This window comes from Nonomuraea sp. NPDC003709, assembly GCF_040610775.1.
Classification (GTDB): Bacteria; Actinomycetota; Actinomycetes; order Streptosporangiales; family Streptosporangiaceae; genus Nonomuraea; species Nonomuraea angiospora_A.
In genome coordinates this window covers 379,838-405,498 of sequence record NZ_JBEXMW010000003.1, presented here as the reverse complement: position 1 = coordinate 405,498, position 25,661 = coordinate 379,838, and the positions used below count along the sequence as shown (strand labels likewise).

Annotated in this window: 14 protein-coding genes and 1 CRISPR repeat array; of the genes, 1 reads left to right on the top strand and 13 read right to left on the bottom strand. The window is 67.9% G+C overall.

What is annotated here, in order from left to right; translation table 11 throughout:
• Positions 1-595: 595 nt before the first annotated feature.
• From cas2e to ABZX61_RS10450, 12 genes are all read right to left on the bottom strand, one after another.
• Positions 596-874 (bottom strand): type I-E CRISPR-associated endoribonuclease Cas2e, encoded by a 279-nt coding sequence (gene cas2e, locus ABZX61_RS10505; RefSeq protein WP_185069385.1) that lies wholly within the window; start codon positions 872-874, stop codon positions 596-598.
• Positions 871-1,920, bottom strand: coding sequence for a type I-E CRISPR-associated endonuclease Cas1e (gene cas1e / locus ABZX61_RS10500; RefSeq protein WP_355193330.1), 1,050 nt, complete (start codon positions 1,918-1,920; stop codon positions 871-873). The genes cas2e and cas1e overlap by 4 nt, the downstream gene beginning before the upstream one ends.
• On the bottom strand, positions 1,920-2,708 hold the full coding sequence (cas6e, locus tag ABZX61_RS10495) for a type I-E CRISPR-associated protein Cas6/Cse3/CasE (protein WP_355193328.1): 789 nt from the start codon (positions 2,706-2,708) through the stop codon (positions 1,920-1,922). The genes cas1e and cas6e overlap by 1 nt, the downstream gene beginning before the upstream one ends.
• Complete coding sequence (cas5e, locus tag ABZX61_RS10490; RefSeq protein ID WP_355193326.1) at positions 2,705-3,496, bottom strand: type I-E CRISPR-associated protein Cas5/CasD; 792 nt, start codon at positions 3,494-3,496, stop codon at positions 2,705-2,707. The genes cas6e and cas5e overlap by 4 nt, the downstream gene beginning before the upstream one ends.
• Positions 3,493-4,641: a type I-E CRISPR-associated protein Cas7/Cse4/CasC gene (cas7e, locus tag ABZX61_RS10485; protein ID WP_355193324.1), complete on the bottom strand. Its 1,149-nt coding sequence runs from the start codon at positions 4,639-4,641 to the stop codon at positions 3,493-3,495. Before cas7e ends, cas5e begins: the two co-directional genes overlap by 4 nt.
• A gap of 27 nt (positions 4,642-4,668) precedes the next feature.
• Positions 4,669-5,283: a type I-E CRISPR-associated protein Cse2/CasB gene (gene casB, locus ABZX61_RS10480; protein ID WP_355193322.1), complete on the bottom strand. Its 615-nt coding sequence runs from the start codon at positions 5,281-5,283 to the stop codon at positions 4,669-4,671.
• Between the two features lie 35 nt (positions 5,284-5,318).
• Positions 5,319-6,977: a type I-E CRISPR-associated protein Cse1/CasA gene (gene casA, locus ABZX61_RS10475; protein ID WP_355193320.1), complete on the bottom strand. Its 1,659-nt coding sequence runs from the start codon at positions 6,975-6,977 to the stop codon at positions 5,319-5,321.
• 243 nt (positions 6,978-7,220) lie between these two features.
• Positions 7,221-10,070: a CRISPR-associated helicase Cas3' gene (gene cas3 / locus ABZX61_RS10470; RefSeq protein WP_355194055.1), complete on the bottom strand. Its 2,850-nt coding sequence runs from the start codon at positions 10,068-10,070 to the stop codon at positions 7,221-7,223.
• Between the two features lie 248 nt (positions 10,071-10,318).
• Positions 10,319-15,775: direct repeats of the CRISPR family, unit length 28 nt; unit sequence GTCGGCCCCGCGCATGCGGGGGTGTTCC.
• 55 nt (positions 15,776-15,830) lie between these two features.
• A complete protein-coding gene (locus ABZX61_RS10465) occupies positions 15,831-16,412 on the bottom strand; it encodes a DUF2637 domain-containing protein (protein WP_355193318.1) in 582 nt (193 codons plus the stop codon).
• The gene (locus ABZX61_RS10460) at positions 16,384-18,255 is read right to left on the bottom strand and encodes a recombinase family protein (RefSeq protein WP_355193316.1); all 1,872 of its coding nucleotides are present in this window, start codon (positions 18,253-18,255) and stop codon (positions 16,384-16,386) included. Before ABZX61_RS10460 ends, ABZX61_RS10465 begins: the two co-directional genes overlap by 29 nt.
• A 174-nt stretch (positions 18,256-18,429) precedes the next feature.
• Positions 18,430-19,584, bottom strand: coding sequence for a helix-turn-helix domain-containing protein (locus tag ABZX61_RS10455; protein ID WP_355193314.1), 1,155 nt, complete (start codon positions 19,582-19,584; stop codon positions 18,430-18,432).
• Positions 19,581-20,237 (bottom strand): hypothetical protein, encoded by a 657-nt coding sequence (locus ABZX61_RS10450; protein WP_355193312.1) that lies wholly within the window; start codon positions 20,235-20,237, stop codon positions 19,581-19,583. Before ABZX61_RS10450 ends, ABZX61_RS10455 begins: the two co-directional genes overlap by 4 nt.
• Before the next feature lie 581 nt (positions 20,238-20,818).
• Here ABZX61_RS10450 and ABZX61_RS10445 point away from each other — a divergent pair.
• The gene (locus tag ABZX61_RS10445) at positions 20,819-21,166 is read left to right on the top strand and encodes a GntR family transcriptional regulator (protein WP_355193310.1); all 348 of its coding nucleotides are present in this window, start codon (positions 20,819-20,821) and stop codon (positions 21,164-21,166) included.
• Positions 21,167-21,471: 305 nt separating this feature from the next.
• Here ABZX61_RS10445 and mobF read toward each other — a convergent pair whose 3' ends face one another.
• Positions 21,472-25,455: a MobF family relaxase gene (mobF, locus tag ABZX61_RS10440; protein ID WP_355193308.1), complete on the bottom strand. Its 3,984-nt coding sequence runs from the start codon at positions 25,453-25,455 to the stop codon at positions 21,472-21,474.
• Positions 25,456-25,661 lie beyond the last annotated feature (206 nt).

Sequence of the window (25,661 nt, the reverse complement as noted above, 5' to 3'; positions counted from 1 at the left end):
CGTCTCCACGTCGACCCCGCGCACGCGGGGGTGTTCCGCTGCGTGACGACCGCATGGGGCACGTCTCCACGTCGACCCCGCGCACGCGGGGGTGTTCCGCTGCGTGACGACCGCATGGGGCACGTCTCCACGTCGACCCCGCGCACGCGGGGGTGTTCCGTGCGATGGTTCCGTCCGGGAGGCGTATTTTGCGTCGGCCCCGCGCACGCGGGGGTGTTCCGCGGGCCGGAGTCAGTGACGTGACGTGGGGAAAGTCGGCCCCGCGCACGCGGGGGTGTTCCCGTCCAGGCCAGGGATATGGGGAAGCCCTGGCGTCGGCCCCGCGCACGCGGGGTGTATACCACCATGCTCGGAACCGCGCTCGTGTTGCAAATCCCTCTATAGGAGACGTGTGGGTGGGTCGGTGCGCGTACCCGCCACGGCGTCGTCGTGATCCCTGCGGGCGGAGGGACCGACAGCGTGATCTGTGGGGTTAGCACGGGCGCGTTCGGGTGATCCCGCGCGGGGCCAACCGACCTGCATCGTGAGGCCGACCTCTTCATCGACGGTTATTAGCGATGAAGAGATCGAGGGCCGACATTGTTGAGCTGACGTTTTATCGGCGATTGCGGGCGGAGAGAATCAGTCCATCGAAGTCGACGGGGTACCAGCGGTCTTTCCCTGCAGTGCGGAGGGCCCAGCCTTGTTCGTTGGAGGCGGGTTCGACGAGGATGGCTTGGCCGTCGCCGATGCGGTTGGCGAGGAGGGTCCAGATGCGGTCGCGTATGCGTTTGCTGGGATTTCCGACGAACATGCCGGCGCTGACTTCGACCATCCAGCGGGTGAGGTGGCCGCGCAGTCCTTCAGGAGCGGCCACCAGGACGATGACGGTCATGAGTCGCTCGCCTCATTGGTGTGAAGAGGTTTGTCGAAGTCAGGGCCGATGACAGCGATGTGGTCCTCGCCCATGGCGGCCTGGTTGAACTCCGCGTAGAGGGGATCGTCGGGGAACTCTTCGGTTCCGGCCCAGTTGACGCCTCCTGCGACGGTGCCGACCTTGTCGTCCCAAAGTTCGTTGACGTCGATCTCGGGGACTTCGGTCCCATCAAGGGCCAACAAGGCTTTGATGTCGCGGACGATGCGGCCAAGGAGTTTGTCTTCGGCGATGCGGTCGCGCAGGCGAAGGCGGGCGTCGCGTTCATCGGTCAAGCCTTGGGCAGCCAGGTCAAAGGCAAGGGGGATGGTGTAGTCGGCTTTGTAGAGGTCTGCGATGTCCATGACGAAGGAGGTGGCGGAGCCGGTGTGGACGAAGCCGAGACCAGGGCTGGCGCCGAGGCCGACGATGACGGCGTGGGAGATGCCGTACAGGGCGGTGTTGGCCGCCGACAACAGGCGATTGAGGTCGTCGCCGGTGGCGAACGGGTCACCGGGGCGATAGTCGCGGCCGGTCCAGGCCACGCCGGTGCGTTGGGAGTGATGCTGGTACTGCTTGCGGACGCGAGCCCCTTCGCGTCCACGCAGCTGTTGCATGGTCATGGCGGAGACGTCTTCGCCGGGAAATCGCATGCCGTACATGGCGCGGGCGACGGCAAGGCGTTCCTTGGGGCGGGTGACGAGCCAGGCCTGGCGGTAGAGCAGACCGGCCCCGCGGCTCGGGCCAAGACCTGAGGCGTACAGGCGGACGCCCTGTTCGCCGACCCAGCACACGGCAGTGCCGGAGTCGCCGAGGAGCTGAACGGCGCCGTGGGTGATGCGGGTGCCAGGTCCGATCAGCATGACAGCGATCATCGCGGCGGGGATGCGGACGGTGTCGCGTTTGTTGATGACGACGACGGCGTTCTCGTCGCGGTCGATATGGCTGCGTTCGATGTAGACGCTGGAGACACGGTCCGCGATGCGGTGCAGGTCGTGAGGGTGTGCCTTCTGCCAGATGTCGGCCATCACCTCTCCTGCCGTAGACCGGACAGGGGAGCGAGGGTGAGCAGGCCGCAGCCGTAGGACTTGGCCGGGCCGATGCCGCCCAGGAGTCGCTCAGTGAACGCGACCGCATCCGTGATGCGTAGTCGACCTTCGAAGGTGGCGGTGTGAAGGACGACCGGTTTGGCACCGTTGTTCTTCTTGCGGAAGGAGCGGCGCGCTCGGGCGATGATGCGCACCTCGCGGGGTACGGGCGGCTGCGGGTCGTCGGCGGCGGCGTGTAGGCCGAGGGCGGGCGGGTCGGTGCGCGAGGGTGGAACCTCGAATCCCCACTGCTGGGTGCGGGACAGAAACCAGGCGAGTTGCTGGTCGGCCGTGCGGTGGCCGATGCGGAAGGAGCGGCGCTTGGTATCCGCGGCGCGTTCGAGTTGCGTGGCGGTGGGCTTGGTGGGGGTAGAAGTGTTCTGGACGGGGTTGGCGGTGAGCCGGAAAGCGAACTCGCGACCGACGGCTATCTGACTGAGCAATGGGGCGTAGTCGCGGATGGCGGCATGTTCGCCATCGGCTTCGGGCCAGCCGGCCTGTTCGACGAGGTGGCTCCAGTCCGGGCGAGTGGCGGTGAGGACGAACACCATGGGTCTGCGGGGATCGTCCGCGTCCAAACGCCACAGGATGCGCTGGTCGGCAGGTGCATCCGGGATGCCGTACATGACGGCGCCGTGCATGGCGTGCGGGCTGGCCAGCAGCGCTCGGCTCTTCTCGCGCAGGGGATTGATTCTGATGCGGGATAGATAGGTCATGTCGGTGGTCACCAGCCCAGGAGGGCGAACGGGTCGTGGCTTGACGGGTTGTCCGGGGTGCTGCGGGGGTTGGAGAATCCGGTCGGCAGGGTGATCCATAGGTGGTGGATGCGGCGGCTGGTGAAGCTGCGCTCGCGGGGGGCGAAGGAGCGCGGGACGTCGGTGGCCGAGTCCTCACCGTTGGGGTCGTCCACGGTGGCCGGGAGGCGAACTGTGGCGGGGCGACCGCGGTCGCGAGCGTAGAGCTGTTTGGCGGTGTCGGTGGCCTGCCAGGGCTCGTTTTCCAGTGCCTCGAGTAGAGGTGCTTGGCGGACGGCAAGGAAGAGGGGCTGGGTGGGGACGCAGGAGCGGCGGCCCAGCGCGAGGGGGAAGGCGGGACGTTGGACGGCCTCGGCCAGCGTTTCCACCAGGGCGGTGGGGCCGTGCAGAGCGGCGAGGAAGACCGCGTCCTGGAGATAGAAACGCTGGGTGACGTGCGTGTGCTTGGCTGGCGAGGTGGGCTTTTGCACGCCTTTGGCAGATACGCCGGCCTGCGGCAGCGGGCGTCCCCGGTAGTCACTGACGGTGTGGTAGTCACGCAGCAGGCTGCCGGGCTGGTCGACGCGGACGCCGAGATGGAGGCCGAGCAGGTCGTCCAGGGGTTCTTCGCGGGCTCGGCCGGAGGCGGCGGCGAGCAGGCCCAGGATGCCGGATTTGGTGGGTTCTGGCCGGGTCTCGCGGCGGTTGAAGACGCTCCGATCGCCCCAGGACTGCAACGGGCCAGCCAGGCGCAGGACCAGCGTGGCCTGGGGGGTGGTCATCGGGTCTGCTCGATCTTCTCGGCCAGCCTGGCGTGCAGGTCGGCGATCAGGGTGGGGAAGGGGGTGTTGGGGCCGAGGATCGTGGTCAGGCGTTCGCCGGTGTGCCGGTCGGGGTCGAAGGTGTGGCAGACGGCGACGTATGCGGGGGTGTCTCCCCATTGCCGAGTGGCGCGGTCGTGTTCCACGGCCAGACGGATTGCGGAGTCGGCGGCCAGGCCCTCACCTTCCTCGTCAGGTTGGAGCGGCTTTTCGAAGGCGGAGACGAGGTTGACCGGCTGGTCTTCGCGTACGACGACGGCGAGCAGGCTGGGCAAGGTGCGGTGGGCGAAGGAGTTCTGGTGCCCGGAGGGGATGGAGCGGGCGAAGTGCTCGATGAAGGCGTCAACGGCGGTCAGGGCGGCGTCGCCGTCTCCGAGGTTGTCGATCAGCTGTGGAACGTTGACGGTGGCGTACCGGTACAGAGTGGCTGAGTTGAAGCCGATCTGGCCGATCATGCCGGCGCCGGTCTCTTCCTTGGGGTTCTCGTCGTCAACGGCGGTGTAGTAGTCGAACTCCAGGTCCACGGCGTGGGTGGACAGCGCGTGCGCGACCTGGACGGCGGCGTCGACGTTGAGGGCGGGGATGTCGGCGACCATGCGCCCGAACATCGCCACGTCCATCGGGTGGCCCTGCTGGAGTTTCGCGGCGACAGGGAGGTCTTTGACGGCTTTGGCCAGTTCCTCGTCTTCCAGGGCGATCAGATCGGTGGCCTGGTCGGCGACCAGATCGATGATGTCCTCCAACTGGCGGTAGCCGAAGAACAGCAGGTAGGCGGTGTCGCCGGCCTTCTTTCCGGGCTTGATGCCGAGCGGCTGCAGGAGCGCAGTGGCCAGGCGGGTGGCCTGCTCAGTCTCCAGGCCCGTACGGTCGGCCAACCGCTCGGCGAGTTCGGCCGCGATGCGCTTGGTTCGGGTCGCGTGGTCCTGTTCATGCGTGTGCTCGGCGAAGCGCGTGCGAGTGGCGCGCTTCCACGCCTGTGACGACACCCGGGCCCGGCGGTGCCCGCCGAAGTAGGCCTCCTTCGGGTTTCCCTGATCGTCGCGGTTCAGGTTCGCGGGCGGGACGGTCTGGACGATGTGCACGTCGATGTACAGGCGCTTGGCCATGAGAACTCCGGATGAGATCAGGGAACGTTATTCGGGGCTGGGCGTGGACTCGGCAGGCGCCTGCGGGGTTGGCTGCCAGCCGTAGTAGTCGAGTCCGAGCCGGCGTCGGGCCAGCTGCCGGGTGTCGGGGCGTTGCCAGTCGTGGATGTCGCGCAGCAGCCGGTCGTAGTCCAGCGGCGCGCCCACGGTCCGCAGCTGGGAGATCAGGCCGCGCAGGTGGGTGAGGAAGGCCGAGACCTGGGTGGCCGAGGCAGCGGCGTTGACCCGCCGCTCCACCGCCTCCCGGGAGAACCCCTTGTCGTGCTCCGACTGCTTGTGCAGACGCCGCAGCGCCTGACCGAGCCGGATCCCGGGGCGGTGCATGGGGTCGGAGCGGGACTGCTGATGCAGCCCGTACAGGGCGAGCGCGGCGTGCTCAGCCGCCAGCTCGGGCGATACCTTGCCCTGGCGGGCGAGCCGGTCGTCGATGGGCGAGGTGTAGTACGGCCACAAGGCCGGCACCGTACCCGCGAGGCGGCCCAGTCCGGCGCGGAAGGCGGCCAGGTCATCCCCCGGCGGTGGACCCTGTTCGCGACGCCAAGTGCCGTCGGCAGCCACGTAGCGGCTCCAATACCGGACGACGCGATCGTTGGTGGAGGTCATAGGTGTCCTCGTTTTCAGGCTGACAGCGGTGCCCGTCAGGCGGAGAGTTCCGCGGGTCCCGCGTCCGGGTCATCTCGTACGGACTGAGCCCAGCGGGGCAGTGCGGCGCGTAGCCGCTGGCGGAAGTTCTGCTCGGCGGAAGCCAGTCGGTAGATGTACTCCGTCTTGTCCTTCTTCACCACGCGCCCGGCGAACTCGCTGCCGGTAGCCGTGGCCAGCAGCTTGTCCGCCACGTCCTGGGTTTGTCGGTACGCGAGCTTCTCCCAGGCGGTACGTCCCCGCTCCAGCAAGTCAGGATCATCCGCGCTGGCCCGTACCCCGACCAGGAAGCGCCGCACCAGTGGGTCGAGAGCGTGCAGCACGAACTCGCCGGGGCGCTGCCCCTTGTTCCAGGGGATCGGATCCGCTCCACGTGCTCGCCGCAGATCGCTCGACAGGTTGTTCACCGCCCGTGCCAGGTCTTCGGCCTGCTCGGCCACCTCGACCAAGGTGGTGTAGGTGTCGGTTTCAGTGCGTAGCCCGGCGATCGGCAGCGGGATCGAGTCGAACAGCACGTCCTCCACGACCGCGGACTGGGTGCCGTAGACGATGCCGATCGTCTGCACCTGCAGCGGGTAGTCGAAGGGAAGAGCGTCGTCGGCCTGAAGATCGGCGAGCTGGCTCAGCAGCACCGAGGTCTCCACGCCGCCGTCACCGTTCTGCCGCTCCGCGGCCAGCAGCGCCTCCATGCCACGCCAGGCGGCCTTGCCCGGTACGTGCCGACGCGGCCGGCGCACTGTGCCTGTGGGGCTCTTGGCTTCTTTGGCGAAGGTCCAGGCCGTGTGCGGCTCCCATTCCGGGACGGCCTGCAGCCGGTCCCCTGCGCACAGCACCACCCGGCAGACCCGCAAGCCGTGCTCGGTCTGTTCTGGGATCAGGCGGATCCGCCGCGCCTGCCAGGTCCACAGGTCCAGCAGACCCGTGGCACGTCTGGGTACCCACTGCCCAGATGAGGGAGAGCGTCGCCATTGCGGGAGATCATCGGCGGGTTGGCGTCCGATCGGGATGTTGAGCATCAACGTCTCGAACAACGTGCGCCCCATCGGAACGATCACGCCTAGCGACCCCAAGGGACCTGTAACGTTTCCCGTGGTTTTGCCCGCTTTTGCCAGCGTGTCATCAGCCGCGCCCGACTTGATGCCTGCGGTGTCCCAGCAATGCGTGTGCAGCAGCCAGTGGACCGCCTCAGCCGGGGTCAACGGCAGCGGATCACCCTCAGTGCGGGTCGAGAACAACGGCACGTTGTTCCCGGACGCTTGGCTGGCAACCAGCAGTGCCGAGCCTTTCGTCTCGTCCTTCGCCGTGTGCAGTCCGGCAGCCTGAGCGAACGGCGCCTCGGAGCTGAACAGGTCGAAGCGAGGCCGAACCTCGTCCAGATAGGCGCTGAGCGCTTCTTGCTCGGACTCGGTGAAACGCCCGTTGGCGAACCGACGAGCCCACTGCTCGCGGTCCACTGGTCGTCCCAGAGCGTGCATGACGACAGGCAGAAGGACCTGACGCAACAGCGCGGGGGTGTGCGTGGAGACCCCGACTTCCAGCGCGTCGAATTGGTCGGCGTGGAGCAGCGTCTCCCGCAAGGAGCGAGGTATTGCGGCGGTCTCGCCCCGCGGCCGGGGAAGCAGCCATAGGGAGTCGACCAGGTCGTAGCCGAACATTGAGAGCTCCTCTAACTAGTCCTGTTTAGAGGTTGCGGTTTGGAGCGTGCCATGCCGGACGTCACCGCGTCTCGAGAATCCGTAAAGTGGTGTGGGTCGGCCCTGCGTCACCGATGGCGCGGGGATGGCCCGTGGTCGTGTTTCGGGCATACGTCGGCCCCGCTATGCGGGGATCCAGCCCCGCGCGAGCCGGGCGGTCTTCTCCATCAGGGCAGTGCCTGAAGCCGTCTGGCCGTGCGGGGCTCATGTGCGTCTCCGGGGTGGGCGCCGTGAACCGCCGTCGACCAACAGCCCAAGCTTCTCGTCGTACCGCACGTGATACTCACCCAGGGTGGTTGGGGTATCGGCCGTCAATTTCAGCGCCCGGCTGTGTTTCAGCCAAGGGTGGCTTCGCCAGCCGTCCAGCGGCGCCAGTTCGCGCTCGGCCGGCTCGGTCAGCTTGGACGGCAGTCGTACGGTCGCGCCGAGTACTTCCTCCACCACGTCGTCTGACAGTGCCTCGCCATTGACTCCCAGCCAGCGGCCTGCCAGCGTGTGGTAGCCCCGCTGGTCCTCGCGTACCAGGATCACCTCCAAACTGCGCTCCCCATCCCGGACCACGGCCTCCAGCCTGTGCTCGGCCAGGCTGCCGGGAGCCGCGCCATAGTGCAGGCTGTCCAGCGTCCCATTCGTGTGCTCGCCAGCGCGGGTGAGCAGGAAGTGCTCGGCGCTCCGGGCCCGTTCCTCCTGCTGGGCCGTCCACTTCTGGCGGGCCTGCTGCTCGTCCGCGCTCCACGCGGGCGGGACCACGTCGGTTGCATCGCCGTACACGCGCTCGACCAGACGTGGCACCTCACTCGGCACCGACCAGCTACCGCCGTCCGCAGCACAGACCATGGCAGCAGTGCGCAACAGCAAGTAACGGCCGTAAATGGCCTCGCTCGCCGGCAATATCCACGGCGCCTTCTCTCCGTGCGGCGCAAACCCGGTGATGATCACCTCCGGCCGACGTACTCGTGCCGGCCGGGCTACCCCGTCATGGCGGTGCATCCGGCCGAGCCGTTGCAGCAGCAGGTCGATCGCGGTGAGGTCGGTGACCAGCACGTCCGCGTCCACGTCGAAGGACTGTTCGGCCAGCTGCGTCGCGACGAGGATCAGCCGCTCCGGCCGTCGGGTCCCGTCCTTGCCCGGCGGGCCCAGTAATTGCAGGCATTCCTCGGTGCCCTCTGCGCGATCATGTGCGGTCATGCGACCGTGTAGCAGTCGCACGTCACCGTCGCCGAACCGCTCGCGCAGCACCTGGTACGCATGCTGCGCTCGGGGCACGGTGTTCCGAATCACCAGCGCGCACCCGCCCTGAGCCAGCCGGTCCAGCAGCAGCTCGGCGAGGTCGTTCTCAGCCTGCCGGCTCTCTTCTTCTACTGTGTCCGCACCGTGGATCTCCGGCAGCACGGTCACCGTCACGTCCAGGTCCGGCCGCCACTGCGGCGCGTCATCGACGTCGTAGACCGCCCGGCCGTCGACCAGGCACGCTGCGGTGACGCTGGGATAGCTCTGCGGCGGCGGCAAATCCGTGACGTCGAACGTCTCCGCCGAAGCTGCACCAGCCAGATACGCCGCAACGAACGCGCTGCGCTGCGCGGGAGGCAAGGTGGCCGACAGCAGCACGACTGGCACCTGCGCCTGCCCCAGCCAGCGCAATCCCTCCAGTAGAAACTGGGACATGTACACGTCAGCGGCGTGCACCTCGTCCAGTACCACGACCTTGCCCATCAGTCCGGCGGCGCGCAGCATCACGTGCTTGGTCCGCGTCGCCGCGAACAGCAGCTGATCGATCGTGCCGACCACGAACGGGCTGAGCAGTCCGCGCTTACGCCCCAGGAACCATTCCGCCGGCGCCTGCCGCTCCGCCGTCCCCTCGCCGCCGAACGGCGAGTCGGCCAGCCCATACAGGTCGTCTTCCTCGATACCGCCATAGAAGCTGTCGGGGTCGGCGTCCGACCCGTCCAGCAGGCTCTGCCACTCCTTGTTGAACATCCGCTTGCCGTGCAGCAGCGCCACCTGCCGTGTCAGCTCAGGGTCGATCTTGTTCAACCAGGCACGGACCTGGCTGAACATCGGGTCGCTCGTCGCCTGCGTCGGCATACCAACAAACGCCCCGTCAGCACCGAACCTTGCGGCCAGTACCTCGGCCGCGCCCAGCGCCGCCTTGGTCTTGCCCTCCCCCATCGGCGCCTCGACGATCAGCAACCCCGGCCCCGGGATCCGGCGGGCCACGTCCAGCACGAGCTCCTGTGATGGGCGAGGCGTTTGATCAAACCGGCACGCGAAGGCATCCTGCGTCGGGTCATCCAGCCGTCCCCAGCCACCCCGCAGGCCGAGTCGCCCCCACGCCTTCACCGCTCGATCCCGAGCGCCCTGCATGGTCACATCGGCCAGGTCATCGACGCCAGGGAAGTGCCGCTCGTCGCTGGCGATCCAGTCCGCCATCACCACCAGGCCGCTGAGCTGCAGCTGCACCGCCCGGCTGGGCACTCGCTGAGGCTGCACGTCGGCTAGATCTGCGAACCCGACCAGCCGCGTGAACACCTCCACCACCGCCGCCTGAACGCGCGCCCAGGCGGGGCCTTTTCCTTGAGGCTCGCCCCGACCCGTCCGCAGCCCCAGCAGAGCCCCCTTCGACGGCACCGTCCCGTGATGACCGGCGACCAGTGGCCACAACCAGGCGATCTGCTCGCCCTCCCAGCCGGCCTCCTTCAGCAGACGCAGCACAAGCGTTCCGCCAGCCTTGTCATGCCGCCACCGGGCCTTCTGCACCACCGGCTCGATCCAGCTCAACCCAGCCCGTCGGACCGCGTCCGCTCCATCGGCGTCAACCCTCTGGAATGCCGGGGTCGCCTTACCGCAGTCATGAACCCCACACAACCACGCGAAAAACAGCCTGCCCCGACCCTGCGAAAGCGCGTTCAATATCCGTTTTGTGGAGGGAGCCAGATAGTTATCCCATATTTGCTCCGCTACCGCCGCAGTGTCCAATAGATGCGAAAGCAGGAGATTTATCCTACCTCCTGCTTTCTGGCGCGATTTACCCCAAAGCGCACCAAGTTGCCGCATCACGACCGGGTCGCAATCAAGCGCGTCATGCCACTTCATCACACCTCCGCCCATCAACCCCGCACCCTAACCACCGCCACCGACAAAACAGAGCCGCACAGCGTATCTCCGGTATCGTTCGACTTCTGCGTAGCGTTAGCAGAAAGATCAATCTGAAGAGAAGCTGTAGGCAGGGAATGCAGCAGCCCACCGATTTGCAACCGAAGGAAACCAGCGCACTTCACCGGTAAACCCGCAGGTGAAGAAGTGTCGGCCCCGCGCATGCGGGGGTGTTCCGCGGGCGCGCGAGACCTATGACGGGGCGATGGAGTCGGCCCCGCGCATGCGGGGGTGTTCCGGTCTACCCGCAGGAGGGTGTGGACGCGCTCGAGTCGGCCCCGCGCATGCGGGGGTGTTCCTCAGGCCGATTGCAGCCGCCGCGGCGTTGGCGCGTCGGCCCCGCGCATGCGGGGGTGTTCCGCGCCGATGGCGAGCCACACCAGGCTCTTCATGGTCGGCCCCGCGCATGCGGGGGTGTTCCGCGACCGGTGGAATTAATAGGAGGAGATAGGGGGTCGGCCCCGCGCATGCGGGGGTGTTCCGCGGCCACGCATGGACGTACAGCCACAGCAGCAGTCGGCCCCGCGCATGCGGGGGTGTTCCGGACACCTCAGACTTTGACGTGGTCTTCGACAAGTCGGCCCCGCGCATGCGGGGGTGTTCCTTCGGTTCCGTCAACGTACCGGGAGCGGCGACAGTCGGCCCCGCGCATGCGGGGGTGTTCCCGAAGGACATGTCTACTCCTGCTCTTGTCTGGTGTCGGCCCCGCGCATGCGGGGGTGTTCCGGCGCGGCGCGGCGCGGGCGGCAGGGCCCCGAAGTCGGCCCCGCGCATGCGGGGGTGTTCCGGTGGGCAGGTCCTGGCCTGCGTGATTACCCTTGTCGGCCCCGCGCATGCGGGGGTGTTCCCCACACGATGTAGCCGCTGGCGTCACGGGGCATGTCGGCCCCGCGCATGCGGGGGTGTTCCACCAGGCGGTCACGTCTCCCCCTCCGCGGCGGGGTCGGCCCCGCGCATGCGGGGGTGTTCCGGCGGATGAATGGCTCGCGGCTCGCCAGGCCGAGTCGGCCCCGCGCATGCGGGGGTGTTCCTGCGTCATCCCGTTGCCCTGGACGTGCTGACCGTCGGCCCCGCGCATGCGGGGGTGTTCCTGCAGAGTGGCGTAGTGCACAAGCTGGCTTCTTGTCGGCCCCGCGCATGCGGGGGTGTTCCTCTGCATGCCGGCGAGAACGTACGGCCAGCTGCGTCGGCCCCGCGCATGCGGGGGTGTTCCCGGCATCATCGTCGTCGCCCCCAGCGAGCACGAGGTCGGCCCCGCGCATGCGGGGGTGTTCCGGTGCCCGTGCCGGTGGTCAGCGTGCCCGTCTTGGTCGGCCCCGCGCATGCGGGGGTGTTCCCCATGCTCGCGGCCGGCTCGCTGTTCGGGTACGGTCGGCCCCGCGCATGCGGGGGTGTTCCGCCCTGGGAGGAGGACAACCCTGCCACCTGCACGTCGGCCCCGCGCATGCGGGGGTGTTCCGGCGTAGATGCCGTTCTGGGTGCCGGTGGTCTGGTCGGCCCCGCGCATGCGGGGGTGTTCCGGCGTAGATGCCGTTCTGGGTGCCGGTGGTCTGGTCGGCCCCGCGCATGCGGGGGTGTTCCGGGGCTCATCGCCGTGAGCAGGAACGCGGGCGCGTCGGCCCCGCGCATGCGGGGGTGTTCCGGAGGGACGATCATGACCACCGTGGAGACCACTGTCGGCCCCGCGCATGCGGGGGTGTTCCGCTATAGTCCTCCCCACCCTCGAGCCCCGGCCGGTCGGCCCCGCGCATGCGGGGGTGTTCCGTCATCGCCCACGACCGTGGTGTAGGTCGGGAGGTCGGCCCCGCGCATGCGGGGGTGTTCCCCTGAGGTGCCGGATGCCGTGGAGCAGCACGTCGTCGGCCCCGCGCATGCGGGGGTGTTCCGCTGGAGTTTCAGCGCCGCGGCGCACCGCACTTGTCGGCCCCGCGCATGCGGGGGTGTTCCGGCACGGTGTGGCTGGAGGATTCCGGCGCCGCCGTCGGCCCCGTGCATGCGGGGGTGTTCCTCTCTCGTAGAGCACAAGGGGCAGGTTTGGCGTGTCGGCCCCGCGCATGCGGGGGTGTTCCGACAGGGGTCCCGTACATGCCTGTCCCCGCGCCGTCGGCCCCGCGCATGCGGGGGTGTTCCCCTCGGCATCATCATGGAGGGGGCGACCGATCGGTCGGCCCCGCGCATGCGGGGGTGTTCCGTTGGGTGGCGACAACCCGGTGAAAGTGGAAACGTCGGCCCCGCGCATGCGGGGGTGTTCCGATCAGGGCCGGGTCAGAACGGGGCCTTGGTGTGTCGGCCCCGCGCATGCGGGGGTGTTCCCTCGTTGTGGCCCGTACGAGATCTTCGGCCGTAGTCGGCCCCGCGCATGCGGGGGTGTTCCCCGCCACGTGTTTCGCTGGCCGAGGTAGCCGCGGTCGGCCCCGCGCATGCGGGGGTGTTCCGCCTCGCCGATGCTGCAGCTCTGCTGTTGACCGGTCGGCCCCGCGCATGCGGGGGTGTTCCCGGGCTCAGAGCGCTTTCTGGACGCAGGCTTCTGTCGGCCCCGCGCATGCGGGGGTGTTCCTCGTTCGATCTTGGCAAGGTGTTCCTCGTCCGCGTCGGCCCCGCGCATGCGGGGGTGTTCCGCAGCTCATCGCCGTGCTGTCCGCCCAGGTGGCGTCGGCCCCGCGCATGCGGGGGTGTTCCGCTTGAAACGTCCACATACCCTGTTTTGGGCGTGTCGGCCCCGCGCATGCGGGGGTGTTCCGTACTTCACGACCGGCGTGCCGGAGGTGTCGGTGTCGGCCCCGCGCATGCGGGGGTGTTCCTCGAGCTCGCACAACGCCCGCACCATGTTCGCGGTCGGCCCCACGCATGCGGGGGTGTTCCCCTTCAGTGCGTTGTTGACCGTCGGACGAGTGAGTCGGCCCCGCGCATGCGGGGGTGTTCCGCTGACCCCCGGGGCCAGCGCAACCCAGATCGAGTCGGCCCCGCGCATGCGGGGGTGTTCCCTCCGAGGGGCGGCGGGTAACAAACCGCGATGTGTCGGCCCCGCGCATGCGGGGGTGTTCCATCGCGGTTGTCACGGAGGCGGTCCGGGCTCGCGTCGGCCCCGCGCATGCGGGGGTGTTCCTCTCCTGAAGTTTCTCCCCGAGCACATCGAAACGTCGGCCCCGCGCATGCGGGGGTGTTCCCTGACACCGAGCCCCATCACACGCCGCGCGGTTGTCGGCCCCGCGCATGCGGGGGTGTTCCGCCGGTCGAGATCCCTGTCTCGATCCGGGCCCCGTCGGCCCCGCGCATGCGGGGGTGTTCCCCAGGTTGTTGCCGTGATCCTCGCTTGTCGGGCGTCGGCCCCGCGCATGCGGGGGTGTTCCGCGGTATCCACCTGGATCAAGGTGAAGATGCTGGTCGGCCCCGCGCATGCGGGGGTGTTCCTCCACTTACCACCCGGATGATCCATACGCCTTCGTCGGCCCCACGCATGCGGGGGTGTTCCGATGACCTTGGAGGTCACGGCGGCGCGCCGACCGTCGGCCCCGCGCATGCGGGGGTGTTCCGGCCATGCTGCGTTCTCAGGGCCGGCGTAATCCGTCGGCCCCGCGCATGCGGGGGTGTTCCCTCCTGCATGGCGTCGACCGCGCCCCGCCAGCCGTCGGCCCCGCGCATGCGGGGGTGTTCCGTCCTTCGCGATTCGCGGCCGGATTTCAACGTAGTCGGCCCCGCGCATGCGGGGGTGTTCCCTGGAACAGGTCAAGGAGGACGCTCTCGCGGTCGTCGGCCCCGCGCATGCGGGGGTGTTCCTGTTCAACGTCATCCTTCGTGCCTGTAGACAGGGTCGGCCCCGCGCATGCGGGGGTGTTCCCCAGGACGGTGGCGGCACCGAAGGGTTCCTTGTGTCGGCCCCGCGCATGCGGGGGTGTTCCGTGGCTGGCCGACCGGCTCGGGGTCTCCATCCCGTCGGCCCCGCGCATGCGGGGGTGTTCCCTCATCGATGATGGCCTGCTCGGTGATCTTTCTGTCGGCCCCGCGCATGCGGGGGTGTTCCCCGTGTTCAAGCCGCACGTCGCCACGTGCACGCGTCGGCCCCGCGCATGCGGGGGTGTTCCGCGGGGCACGATCACCTCTTCTGCCTCCCCGGTGTCGGCCCCGCGCATGCGGGGGTGTTCCGCGGCAGCTGGCCTTCCGTGCCGGACAGGTGATGTCGGCCCCGCGCATGCGGGGGTGTTCCGCTTGCCCGCTGCATCTTGCAGGGGCTTCATTCGTCGGCCCCGCGCATGCGGGGGTGTTCCGCACCGCCCTGACCAGGAGGCATCATGAGCGCCGTCGGCCCCCGCGCATGCGGGGGTGTTCCGACCAGAGCGAAGACCGCACAGGCCGACTGGTCGTCGGCCCCGCGCATGCGGGGTGTTCCGGACTGACCCTCACGCCCCTGGCCACAAGCCGGGTCGGCCCCGCGCATGCGGGGGTGTTCCCCTCGGGTACTGGGAGGAAATCCCCGCCCTGGCGTCGGCCCCGCGCATGCGGGGGTGTTCCGTACACCGGCAGCATCCTGATCAAGGAATGGAAGTCGGCCCCGCGCATGCGGGGGTGTTCCGATGACGTAGATATGACGCGGGGTCAGCGCCATGTCGGCCCCGCGCATGCGGGGGTGTTCCGCGCCGTAGCCCCAGCGTCTTCACGCCGAACCCGTCGGCCCCGCGCATGCGGGGGTGTTCCTCCCTTCGCTGGCGCGGTCAAGATCAAGTCGTGGTCGGCCCCGCGCATGCGGGGGTGTTCCCTGCTCTACCGCATTGGTCCCCCCGGACCCCAGGTCGGCCCCGCGCATGCGGGGGTGTTCCCTTGTGTGAGCGGAGTCCGAGCATGTCGGAGGCGTCGGCCCCGCGCATGCGGGGGTGTTCCGCTCTGGTGGGCGAGATTCAGCGAGAGCTGCGGGTCGGCCCCGCGCATGCGGGGGTGTTCCGGCCGGGTCCTTCACCGCCGGCCCCGCTCGATCGTCGGCCCCGCGCATGCGGGGGTGTTCCTCCGTGGAGCCATGGGCCGCGTGGGTGTGAGGAGTCGGCCCCGCGCATGCGGGGGTGTTCCGGGTGATAGCGCGGACCTCTCCAATTTCGAGTGGTCGGCCCCGCGCATGCGGGGGTGTTCCCCCCGGGCATAGAGAAAGCCCCGGCGGTTCGCGTCGGCCCCGCGCATGCGGGGGTGTTCCGAAGCATTCCGAGTCTTACCGGCAGACTGAGGCGTCGGCCCCGCGCATGCGGGGGTGTTCCCTGAGCAGTCGTTTAGCGTCCGTCGCATGGTGCGTCGGCCCCGCGCATGCGGGGGTGTTCCGGCCAACCCGATCGACCTCGCCCTGCGCGTCCCCTTGGCCCCGCGCATGCGGGGGTGTTCCTGCCGACGGGACTTCGCTGACCGGTTCGGGCACGTCGGCCCCGCGCATGCGGGGGTGTTCCCTGATCGCTGTTCCGTTCTCGTCCCGGTGAGTGGTCGGCCCCGCGCATGCGGGGGTGTTCCCAAGATTGAGGTGTCCACGCTGCGCAGGGTTAGGTCGGCCCCGCGCATGCGGGGGTGTTCCCGTCAGCGGGTGCGCGACGATTTCCTCGTCATAGTCGGCCCCGCGCATGCGGGGGTGTTCCGCTCCAGGCGGCAGTCATGGCCGGGTCGCCAACGTCATGCTTGGTATCCGCTGTGTCACGCGGCAGTGGAGTGATCGCGCCCTGCGAGCTTCCCTTCAAGGCCAATTCGCTTGATCCAACGTCCCCACCGAGCACTCCGCGCGAACTGCTCAGCGATAACCCGGCCCGACGGAAGCGCCCCATCAGGAAGGCGATTCGCCAGAGCCCACCGCCAAGCGGTTCGACGGAGATCTTCCCTCCCGAACTCATCAGGACCCGCCTGCTCTGGCGAGTCGTGGTCATAGACCCTGACATGTTCCGGATCCCTTGCCACCTCGCCCTGCGCCACAACTGGCTCTTGGGCGGAAGCTTGACGGATCTGGGACATCAAGAGCTCGTAACTGCCGATCAAAGCGGCGCTTGGCCAAGCGGCGATGACGCGACCGATCAGGCTGGGATCGGCGACGGCTATGTTGGCTCCGAGGCTGGCGAGACTGCCGATCAGCAACATGGTCCACGCCAGCAACCCGCCGCGGGAGCCGTACCGGTTCGCCAGGAGAATGGACATTGAGGCGACGACGATCGTGCCGTCGACCGCGAGCGGGATGAGCACCGCCGCCACATGATCCTCACCATGGCGGAGGCACAGCTCGTGCATGTGCCGGAACGATACAACCGCCGCGATGGTTGCGAGAAGCAGGACTCCTGTGATCGTCGTTCGGTGAATGCGGCGCACGGCTCGCATGTTCGTCTCCATAGCTGCTCAACCCTCCCGACCTGGGAGAACGAGTGTGGTGGAGGCGCTGAAGGGCATGTACGTATCGGCGGTGTCCCCCCTCGGACACAAACCGGTCGCCTATGGGGTCCTGGTCACGTGTAGACGTGACCAGGACTTTCTGTTTTGACGGGTGGTAGATCAGCCGCAGTCCCATGTTCGCGTAGATCTTGGCCTTCCGGATCGGGTCAGCATTCGAGAGAACTCGCACCATGTCTCCAAGCCTGTGCGTGATCTCCGCCAGCTCATCACGCCCGAGCCGCTTCTGAGGCAGTACGTGCGCGCGGCTGAGACGTTGCTCGGCCGCGCTCTTGCGGACAAGCTCTTCCTGGGTCCATCCGGCGACGAGCGCCGGGTCGGCGCCCGCCTCAAGGGCAGCTCGATGCTGGGCGAGCTTGCGGTCGCACTCGGCGATCTGGCGGCGTGCCATGGCGAGTGCTTGGGCCTCGGGCGGTGTCACGTCCTGTGCGGCCGTCAGGACGTCGAGGGTCTGGTCGACGTTGTGGGGCGCGAACAGCCGGCCCAGCCAGCGGTCCAGTCGCGGGACGACGCGGTCCTCTCGTAGGTAGACGTTGCGGGGATGCATGAGGTGGTTGGCCAGGGCGTACTCCTCGGGAAAGCGGCAGCGGTAGTAGGCCGCGTCGTTGACCCAGTGGCCCTGCATCCTGCGGTCGCAGACACCGCAGTACAGCAGCCCCCGAAGCTGGTACGGCTTGGAGGTGCGCTTGCGGGTCTTGTCGGTGTGGCGATCGCCTCGCCCCGTCAACGTCGTCTGCACGGCGTCGAAGTCCTCCGTGGACACGATCGGCGGGTGAACGACTGTCTCCGACCAGACCCAGTCCTGTTTGGAGTTCCACCTGAGCTTCGTAGTGTGGCCCAGCCCGACGTCGTCCACATCGATGAGGACCTCGTCCTTGCGCTGGCGGTTCCACACCTGATGGCCGGTGTAACGGGGGTTGGTCAAGATGGCGCGCACTGCACTCTTGGACCAGGCGATGCCGGAGCGGTGAGGGTTCCGGCCCGGATCATGAGCTGATGGGCTGGGAATCCCGTTGCGGGTCAGTCTCTCGGCGATGGCGAACAGGCCGTAGCCGTCGAGAAAGGCTGCGAAGATCTCTTCCGCCACGGGCGCGGCGACGGGATCGAGTTCCAGCCGGTGAGCACGCTTGCCGTCGGCCGCCTTGGCCGGGTTGGGGTGTGGACCCGCGTCGGCCAGCCGGTAGCCATAAGGCGGCCTGCCTCCCAGGAAGCGGCCTTCCATCTGGGCTTGGGCTGACATGGCAGTGCGCACGCGGATCTTGATGCGGTTGCGCTCACCCTTGCTCATACCGCCGAACACGCTCATGACCAGGTCATGGGCCTCGTTGTTCGGGTCGATGGGGCCGCCCACCTCGGGCACCCAGAGCGGGACCCCGAAATGCTCGAAGACGGGGAAGGTCAGGCCGTACTGGTTGCCGTAGAAGGCCCGGTGCGGCTCGCCGATCACCACGGCGTCGAAGCCTCGGTCGGGGTTGCGTAGCTCGGCGAGCAGCGCCGCGGCGTACGGGCGGCGCTGCCAGGGGATCGAGCGGGACTTGTCGATGTCAAAGAACTCGGTGACGATCACGCCCCCGCGCGGCTCGATGAGCGCGCGGGAGCGGGTGATCTGCCAGGACCGCGAGGACTGGGGATCTTGGTTGTCCTCGGTGGAAACCCGGCCGTAGAAGGCGAAGGGGATGGCGTCCATGGATTCCTCAGGCCGCGTCCGGGCGGCTGGTCTGCAGGTTTTGGTGGGCCTCTAGCAGGATGGCGAGCAGTTCTGTTGCAGCGCCAGGCGTCAGACGGGGCGGTCCACTTGGTAAGACAACGTGCGGAGTCGGTTGGTTACGAATGGTGGATGCGGACATGATGTAAGGCACTCCTATGCGTTCGTTTCTGGCGGTAGGGGTGCGGCCCCGGCGACGTGCTTGGCGGTACTGGCGTCGGGGTCGCTAGAAGTCGCGCTTCTGCGTAGATGCGCAGGTGGCGGGCGATGGCTCGGCAGGGCAGGAGATCGGGGATCGATTCCGTCCGCAGGGATGCCACGGCGGCACAGAGCACACGCGCCGGGACGGGAGTCACCGTGGATGCACACTGCGGTCTGAGCTTCGGCCACGGTGCGCTCATCCACATAGGCCCGCCGGGATTTACGCGGTGGATCAGGAAGGTCGGCCAGGCGAGACACCAGCACGGCGTACGGGTTGCGTATTCCAGCGGTGTTGGCTCCCACGTACTCGGCGAGAACGTCGGGATCCCACCCAACGGCGAGCGCCTCAGCGACGGCGGGGATGAGGCGGCGAATCTGGCTGTGAGACAGCGGCCAATCGGGACCGAGCTTGGCTACGAACAGGTGGATCGACGCGGTAGGGGCTTGCTCACGACTCCCGAGACCCCCGCCCGTCCACCGGCTGTCCACACGCGTGCTGGCGCTGAAGCCCGCTTGGGCGGCCGGAGGTGATTCATTGTTTGGTTCAGTGAAGGGTTCGGGTGCAGCCGTTGCAGCCCGCGACTGCGCTGGTTGCACCTCGTCGCTATGTGGATTGCACCCCGTGGAGACCTCGGGATGCGCACGCTGCACCCCGCCTGCACGGTTATCCACAGGCTGTGTGTGAGAGTTATCCACAGGTGCTTCGTCGGCGGCCTTCGCCGCGTTCACGCGAGCGGTGACACCGGGAAACATGGCCTCCAGGGCTTTGAGTTCCTGAGGCTTCAGATCGGTACGTACGCGCTCCATCGCCAGGTCCCAGCCTTGCGGACGCCGGTCACCGCGCTTGATGTGTGCGGCCACGATGGCCGGATCGCAGGGCCGGATGATGTACTCGGCTTCCAAGCGATCGAGTGCAGTGCGGACCGTGCGCTCACACAGGCGGCTGTAGCGCACGAGCTTCCTGGTGCTGGGGAAGGCCCCAGTCCCGTCCGGGCCGGCATGAGTGGCAAGTCCGACCAGAACCGCAGCGCATGAAGCGCTGGGCTTACCATTGGAGTTCACCGGAACGGGCGCGAGGTTCAGCGCCCAGTTGAGTGCTTCGAAGCTCATCTCTCGTCTCTCGTGGTTACCTGGGCAAAGTTCTGATGACGAACGAGACTCGGACGCTCATGGGTGTCATGTCGTGAGCCGCCGAAGTGACGCGCCTCTTCCGGTCTCGGACAGGGCAGCGGGCCGCTGTCACAATCGTGATCTTCACCTCCATCTGACAGATGCAGGGTGGCGGTGGTGTTGAACACTCGATCAATTTGGGCGGCAAGGTCCCGTGCCATCTCTCGGGACGTGGCCAGTTCTGACAAGACCTTGTCAAGACGCTCGGCGGGGTTGCCGAGGTCGTCACCCAGCCGACCTGATGCCTGCATGCGCCGCAGCGCCTCACCGAGTTGCTTCAGCAGTTGGTCGAGCCCCGCTGCGGCGAGAGCGACACTGCCGAGCACGTCATAGACAGTGGATGGATGCGTGATGCCAACGCGTGATCGCGTCGCGTGGTTGAGGACGCGAACCGCCCCGGATAGGGCCCCAGCCACCTCGCCGGTGTAGTCGTCATCGTGAGGACCGTCCGACGACAGTCGAATAATCTCAGTCACCGCCCTTGACTCCAGTGTCCAAAACTTGTCAATATGCGCTCTGGCCGTCAAAGTGGTGACCAGAGTCAGCAGCCGACATACGAGCAGCAGAGGCGCCCTGGGGGTGTCCATGCTCACGCTGGAGGCACGCTGAACACGACCGGCTCCTCTGGAGCGGGTATGGCGGGAGGCCCGGCGCCCAGCGCCGGGAAGCATTGCGGCGTCGGGCTCTCCCCTGTAGCGGACTAGATCACGGTCTTCGACCCGAGTGTTGATCTGCCCGAGATCGTGCCGGACCATCTACCGGCGATCGGTGGGTCCTAGCGTCCCGCCCCCTTCCCTATATGGGGTCACGCCCATAACAGGTGCACCAACTATAAGCAACAATCACTATTGACGGAAAGTTAAACTGCTTGTCAGGTTTTGGGGGATCTCTGCTTTGACGTTTCGCTTCCCGGCCGCCCACCTCCGGCGAACTCACCCCAGCTCGGCCTTTCAGCACGTCAACCCATCCGATCCAAGATTCATACCGGGCCGGTCTCACCCGAACCCCATACCGTCAGATCAGAGCGGCCACCCATGACTCTCAGCAAGCGCCACGCCCAGCACCTCCTCGCGAGAAGCATTCTAAGCCTAGGTAAGCATGATTGTACTAGTTCAGTCTAGGTCTAACTCAACACCTCTTTCCTAGTTCAGACCGAGGGCCTAGCCTGGACATCGTGTCGGTGCCTGACTTCAGCAATCCTCGGCCTGCCTACCTTCAGATTGCGGACGACCTTCGCCAAGAGGTGACTGCAGGCCGCCTCCAAGAAGGCGAGCGACTCCCGGCTCGACGGCAGTTGGCGCAGCGCTACGGCGTTGCCGTCGAGACGATCCGTCGCGCCTTGGACGAACTCGCACGTGACGGGCTGATCAGCACCCAATCGACGCGCGGCACATACGTGGTCAAGACTCCTGACCGGCCCGAGCCGTCCTTCGAGCTGCACCAGATCATGAATGAGATGCGACAGCTGTCCGTGCGGTTGGAGAGCCTGGAGGCCCGCGTGACGGACCTTGAAGGCCGCTGAGCGCTCTAAGTTTGCTACGGCGCCAACACGCTTCTGCCACGCACCCCTCAGAGTCCTTCTCCTGGTCCTTCCTCGTCAGTTGCCGAGCGGCCGCCGTGAAGCCGCGGGTCCAGGTGGAGCGGACCGAGCGCAGCGAGGGACGACTACCTGGAGGTGCGGCGAGGGACGGCCATACTCGGCCTGCGAGGAGGGACGAGGTGGCGTCGAAATCTCACTACGATCAGGGGCATCACCGTATGACCTCCTGGACTCTCCGCCAGAGTGCAACGGTCCGCTGGGCGAGAGTGTCTGTCCGATCTTGCTGGTTATCGGCTTAGTCCTTGTCCACGACGGGGATCGTTGCCATTGGGACGGCGCGGTGGTTGGTATGCCTGTGAAGGGCCACGCTGCTCGATGCCGCCACCGTGGGCCTGCGGACCTGTCTCTTGCCGGGCGTCGGCGCGCCGTGATGTGCCGTGCTGTTCGAGGTCGCGCTGGTCAGGAGCCAGGCCAATGCGCACAATCTCGCGTTGGATGGCAATGAGCTCGCGCTGGGCAGCGGCTTGGGCTCGGCGTTGCTCATGAACGTGTACCCGGGCACGTGCGACATCGCGTTCTCGCGCCGCGCGGAGGCTGACGTCGAAGGTACGCAGCAACTCGGCGTGGCGTCGACGTACCTGTGGCCAGGTGTCTGAGTGCGGGGCCTGCGCTGCGGTCTGGCGCGCAGCCTCGTCCAGGGCCGAGGCCTGCGCATGGATCGGCGCTAGCTGTTTGTCGAGGCGCTCCTGACGCTCGTGGAGGTCAGTCAAGGTGGCTGTCAGGTCGCGGCGGCGGGCACGCTGCCAAGGGCGCAGGCTGGTCAGCTCTTGCTCGACGGTGCGTTCTTGCCGGCGTAGCTCGGCCAGGCGCCGGCGACCCTCGGTGACGGTCTGGCGAGCTTCCTGGAGCCGGTGGGAGGCGGCCTCGGCCGTCTCGATCCGACAGGTCTGATCTTCAAGGTTGGCGCGCTCAGCCAGCAGGCGGCGTTCGTGGCGCCCACCGCCTTCAGCGGCCAGGCGTTCCATGGTCTGTTCGGCGGCCTCGACGTTGGCCGTGGTCGTGGTGAGGCGTTTGCCAAGCTGACTCATGCGCTGGCGCAGCTCGGCATCGCTCCCCAGGCCGACTCCGCACGGGGAGCTGGTGAGGGATTGCCGGAGACGAGCGCGTTGCACGGCGAGGTGAGCCTCGCGGTCGGCGGCCTGCAACTCGGCACGTGCACGCTCCAGCTCGGCATCGGGAGTCTCTTCGGCGGACGGGATGGGGCGTGGCTGCTGGGCGATGGGTTCGGGTTCGGGGGTCAGGAGGCGGTCAGCGCGGTCGCCGTAGAGGGTCGTGGCGTAGGCGGCGAGAGTACGCCGCAGTTCGTCGTCCGGGCTGCGGACGGGCCCATGGCGAAGCCGGTCCGCGTCGCTTTCCAGGAGCTCGCGCGGGAGGTACAGGTGGGCACTGTGCCGGTCGCGGCTCATGGCCGTATATAGAGTGTGCGGGTCCAAGCCCAGGCCGTAGATCAGGGTATTCCGGCTGGTGAGGCCCTGGGCGGAGGCCACGGTCATGACGGTGCCGTGCGACAAACCGCCGGCCGCGATGTAGGCAGGACGGACCCATTCGCGAACCAGAGCAGGTCCGTCCGGCCCGGTTCGGCGCCATTCGACCTGTACGCCGCGCCTGCTGTCGATGGCGGTGATCTGACCCCGGTAGCCGTTGAGTACGTCCACGGGGCCTTCGCCACGGCGGGCGCGGTAGTCGTTCTTCCGTACTCGTACGTGGTCCCCGACGGCCAGAGCGATGCTGGCGCCGCCGGCCAGGTGGTAGACGCGCTCGGGACCGGATAGCTCGCCCAGCTCGCGGCGGATCGCTCGGGCGGCGAGGTTCAGCCGGTTGGCAGCCTCGTTCGTTCCGGCCAGCACCAGCAAGTCGGCCAGCTCGTCATGCGCTCCTGGGCCTGCGGCGGCCCGGTACGGTTGCCGGACGGTCGCCCAGTCGGCGATCAGGCGCGCCATCGTGTCATCGGCTCCGGCCTCGGCGTGTACGCGGCCGCCCGCTGCCCAGGTGTCCAAGGCCTGACGGCGGTGACCGGCCCGGAACAGCTCCAGTGCGCGACGTTCGAGGGGGTCACACTGGCGGCGGTTGTGCCGTAGCACCAGCCCATCGACCTGGCGGTGGATGGCGGCGAATCCGCCGCCCACCCCGATCGCGCGCAACTGCTTGGGGTCCCCGAGGAGGACCACCTTGGTGCCGTGCCGTTCGGCGTCGGTCAGCAGTGCGGCAAGTTGACGGTCATCGACCATGGCGGCCTCGTCGACCACCAGAATGTCCACGCCGGCCAGTCCCGGACCGTTGTGGATGCGTAATCGCCAGGTGGCGATGGTGTCGGTGCTGATGCCGGATTCGGCGCGCAACGTGGCGGCAGCCACCGCCGCTGTGGCCGCGCCCGCGATGACCAGGCCGCGGGCCTCGTAGGCGGTGCGGGCGGCGGCCATCAATGTGGTCTTGCCCGCGCCGGGAACGCCGATGACCGCTTCTACTCCGTGTCCGCCGCCCAGGATGCGTTCCAGTACGGCTCGCTGCTCGCCGCTGAAGGTCAGGTGGTGGCTGACTTGGAAGGCGTCCAGAGCCAGGCGGACGGCGTCGTCATCCAGTACGGCCACGTCGCCGTTGTGGCGGCGGCGCACAGTGGCCAGCAGCGTCTGTTCGGCGTGCAAGATGTCGGTGCTGGTGTAGCGGGCGGAGTTGGCCATGTGCCGGGCCCCGGCGTCGGGCAGACGTACGGCTGGGGTCAGCGCCAGCACCTCGTCGGTGAGCGTCTCAGCCTCGGCCAGGTCCGCCACGCCATCGGGCAAAGCGTCGAGGACGGCGGCCAGCACATCGGCTCGGGTGACCTCCTTGCGATGCGCGGTCAGCCCGCCCTCGGGTCGCCAGATCCATGCCGCGATCTCCGCCGGGGAAGGCCGGGCAGGCAGCCGTGCGCCGCTACGGCACGCCTCGACCAGCGCGACCGGATCCACGCCCACCGCGGCGAGCTGGCGGTGCCAGTCGGCCCGCAACTCGTCCTGGCCGGGATCGGTTCTGCGCTGACGGCTCTCAGCCGAAGCCACCTTCTTCGCCCGGCGGGAGGCTTCTCCAACGGCGAAGCCGAATTTGGCCAGCACCTGCTTGACCTGGCCATCGCGCTTGGAGAACAACGTCCGCACCGCGACAGGGATGGCCGCGATCTCCCACGCACCCGTCTCCGGGGCCCGCGTCCAGGCGATGCCGTGGCGCTCGATCGTCTCCCGGCGCACCCGCGCCTTGAAGAAGGCGTCGGCGGCGTGCGCGTGACGATGCAGGTCCCGCCCTCCGGCCGCGACCGCCGACCATTTCCCATCCAGCCCTCGCGCCGCGTTCACGATCACCGCATGCGCATGCAGGTGAGGATCCGGCGCCGCCGCCCCCACCGGACGTGCGGTGCCGTGCCACATCGCCCAGCCGAGCATTCCCGTTGTGGCCATCTGCCCGGCCACCTGACCGTCCCCTTGGTGGCCCCGCTGCCCGTAGCCCACCCACTGTTCCACTGCAGCGACCGTCTCGAACATCGCATCGACGACCACGCTCTCCAGCTCGGCCGCGAAGCCCGCGTCGGCCAACCCGACCAGCACCGACACGGACTTGGCCATGTCCAGAGTCAGGTCATAACCGCGATTGCCGATGCGGACCCGGGCGTCGCGATACTTGCGCGCGTACGCCAACACCTCCGGTTCATATACCTCGGCCAGGTCGACAGCGGCGGCGCGGGCCAGTTGTTCCAGATCGCCGATGCGAACCAGGTGCGCCTCGCCCTCCCGAGCGATGCCGCGCGCCATCTGGGCCGCGCGCTTGACCATCGCCGGGCGGTTGGCCAGCAACCCGTCAACAGTGGTGCCGCGGCCGGCGGCGGTCTCCTCCAGCGCTTCCCCGAACGGGGCTGCGGGCAGCTTGCCGCGTGGATCGACGGCGTGCTTGGCCTTCAACAGCAGCTTGCCGGTGTTCGGGTCCTCTCCGCTCATCAGCGCTCGCGCTTTGCCGTGCTGGTCGGGCGTCAGCGGGGTGCCCGGAGTGATGCCCATCTCGCGCAGGCCCTCACCAATCCATACCAGGGCGCGCTCGCCGCTCAGACGGTAGCTCAGCTGCCCGTCAGGCTCCTCATGACGTTCGTGACCGTGCTCGCCAGCCTGCGGCACGCCGCAGCCGGCGCCCTCCTGTAATCGGTAGTCGACCTGCTCCATGCAGGGGCCGAGCACATTCACCCAGGCCATGCGATCCCCCGTCCAGACCGTGGCACCAGCGATGCTGACAGGGACCGCTGATGGTGGGCGCAGCCCCGGAAGTATCGCAGATACCTTCCGTCTATCTCTTGAATCGATCTTGTAAGTAATTCTGACACATATTGTCGATATGTAGTAGTGGGACTTTTGGTGAATTTGATGTACGAATCGGTCGAGTAGACCTAGCTGTGGATCAA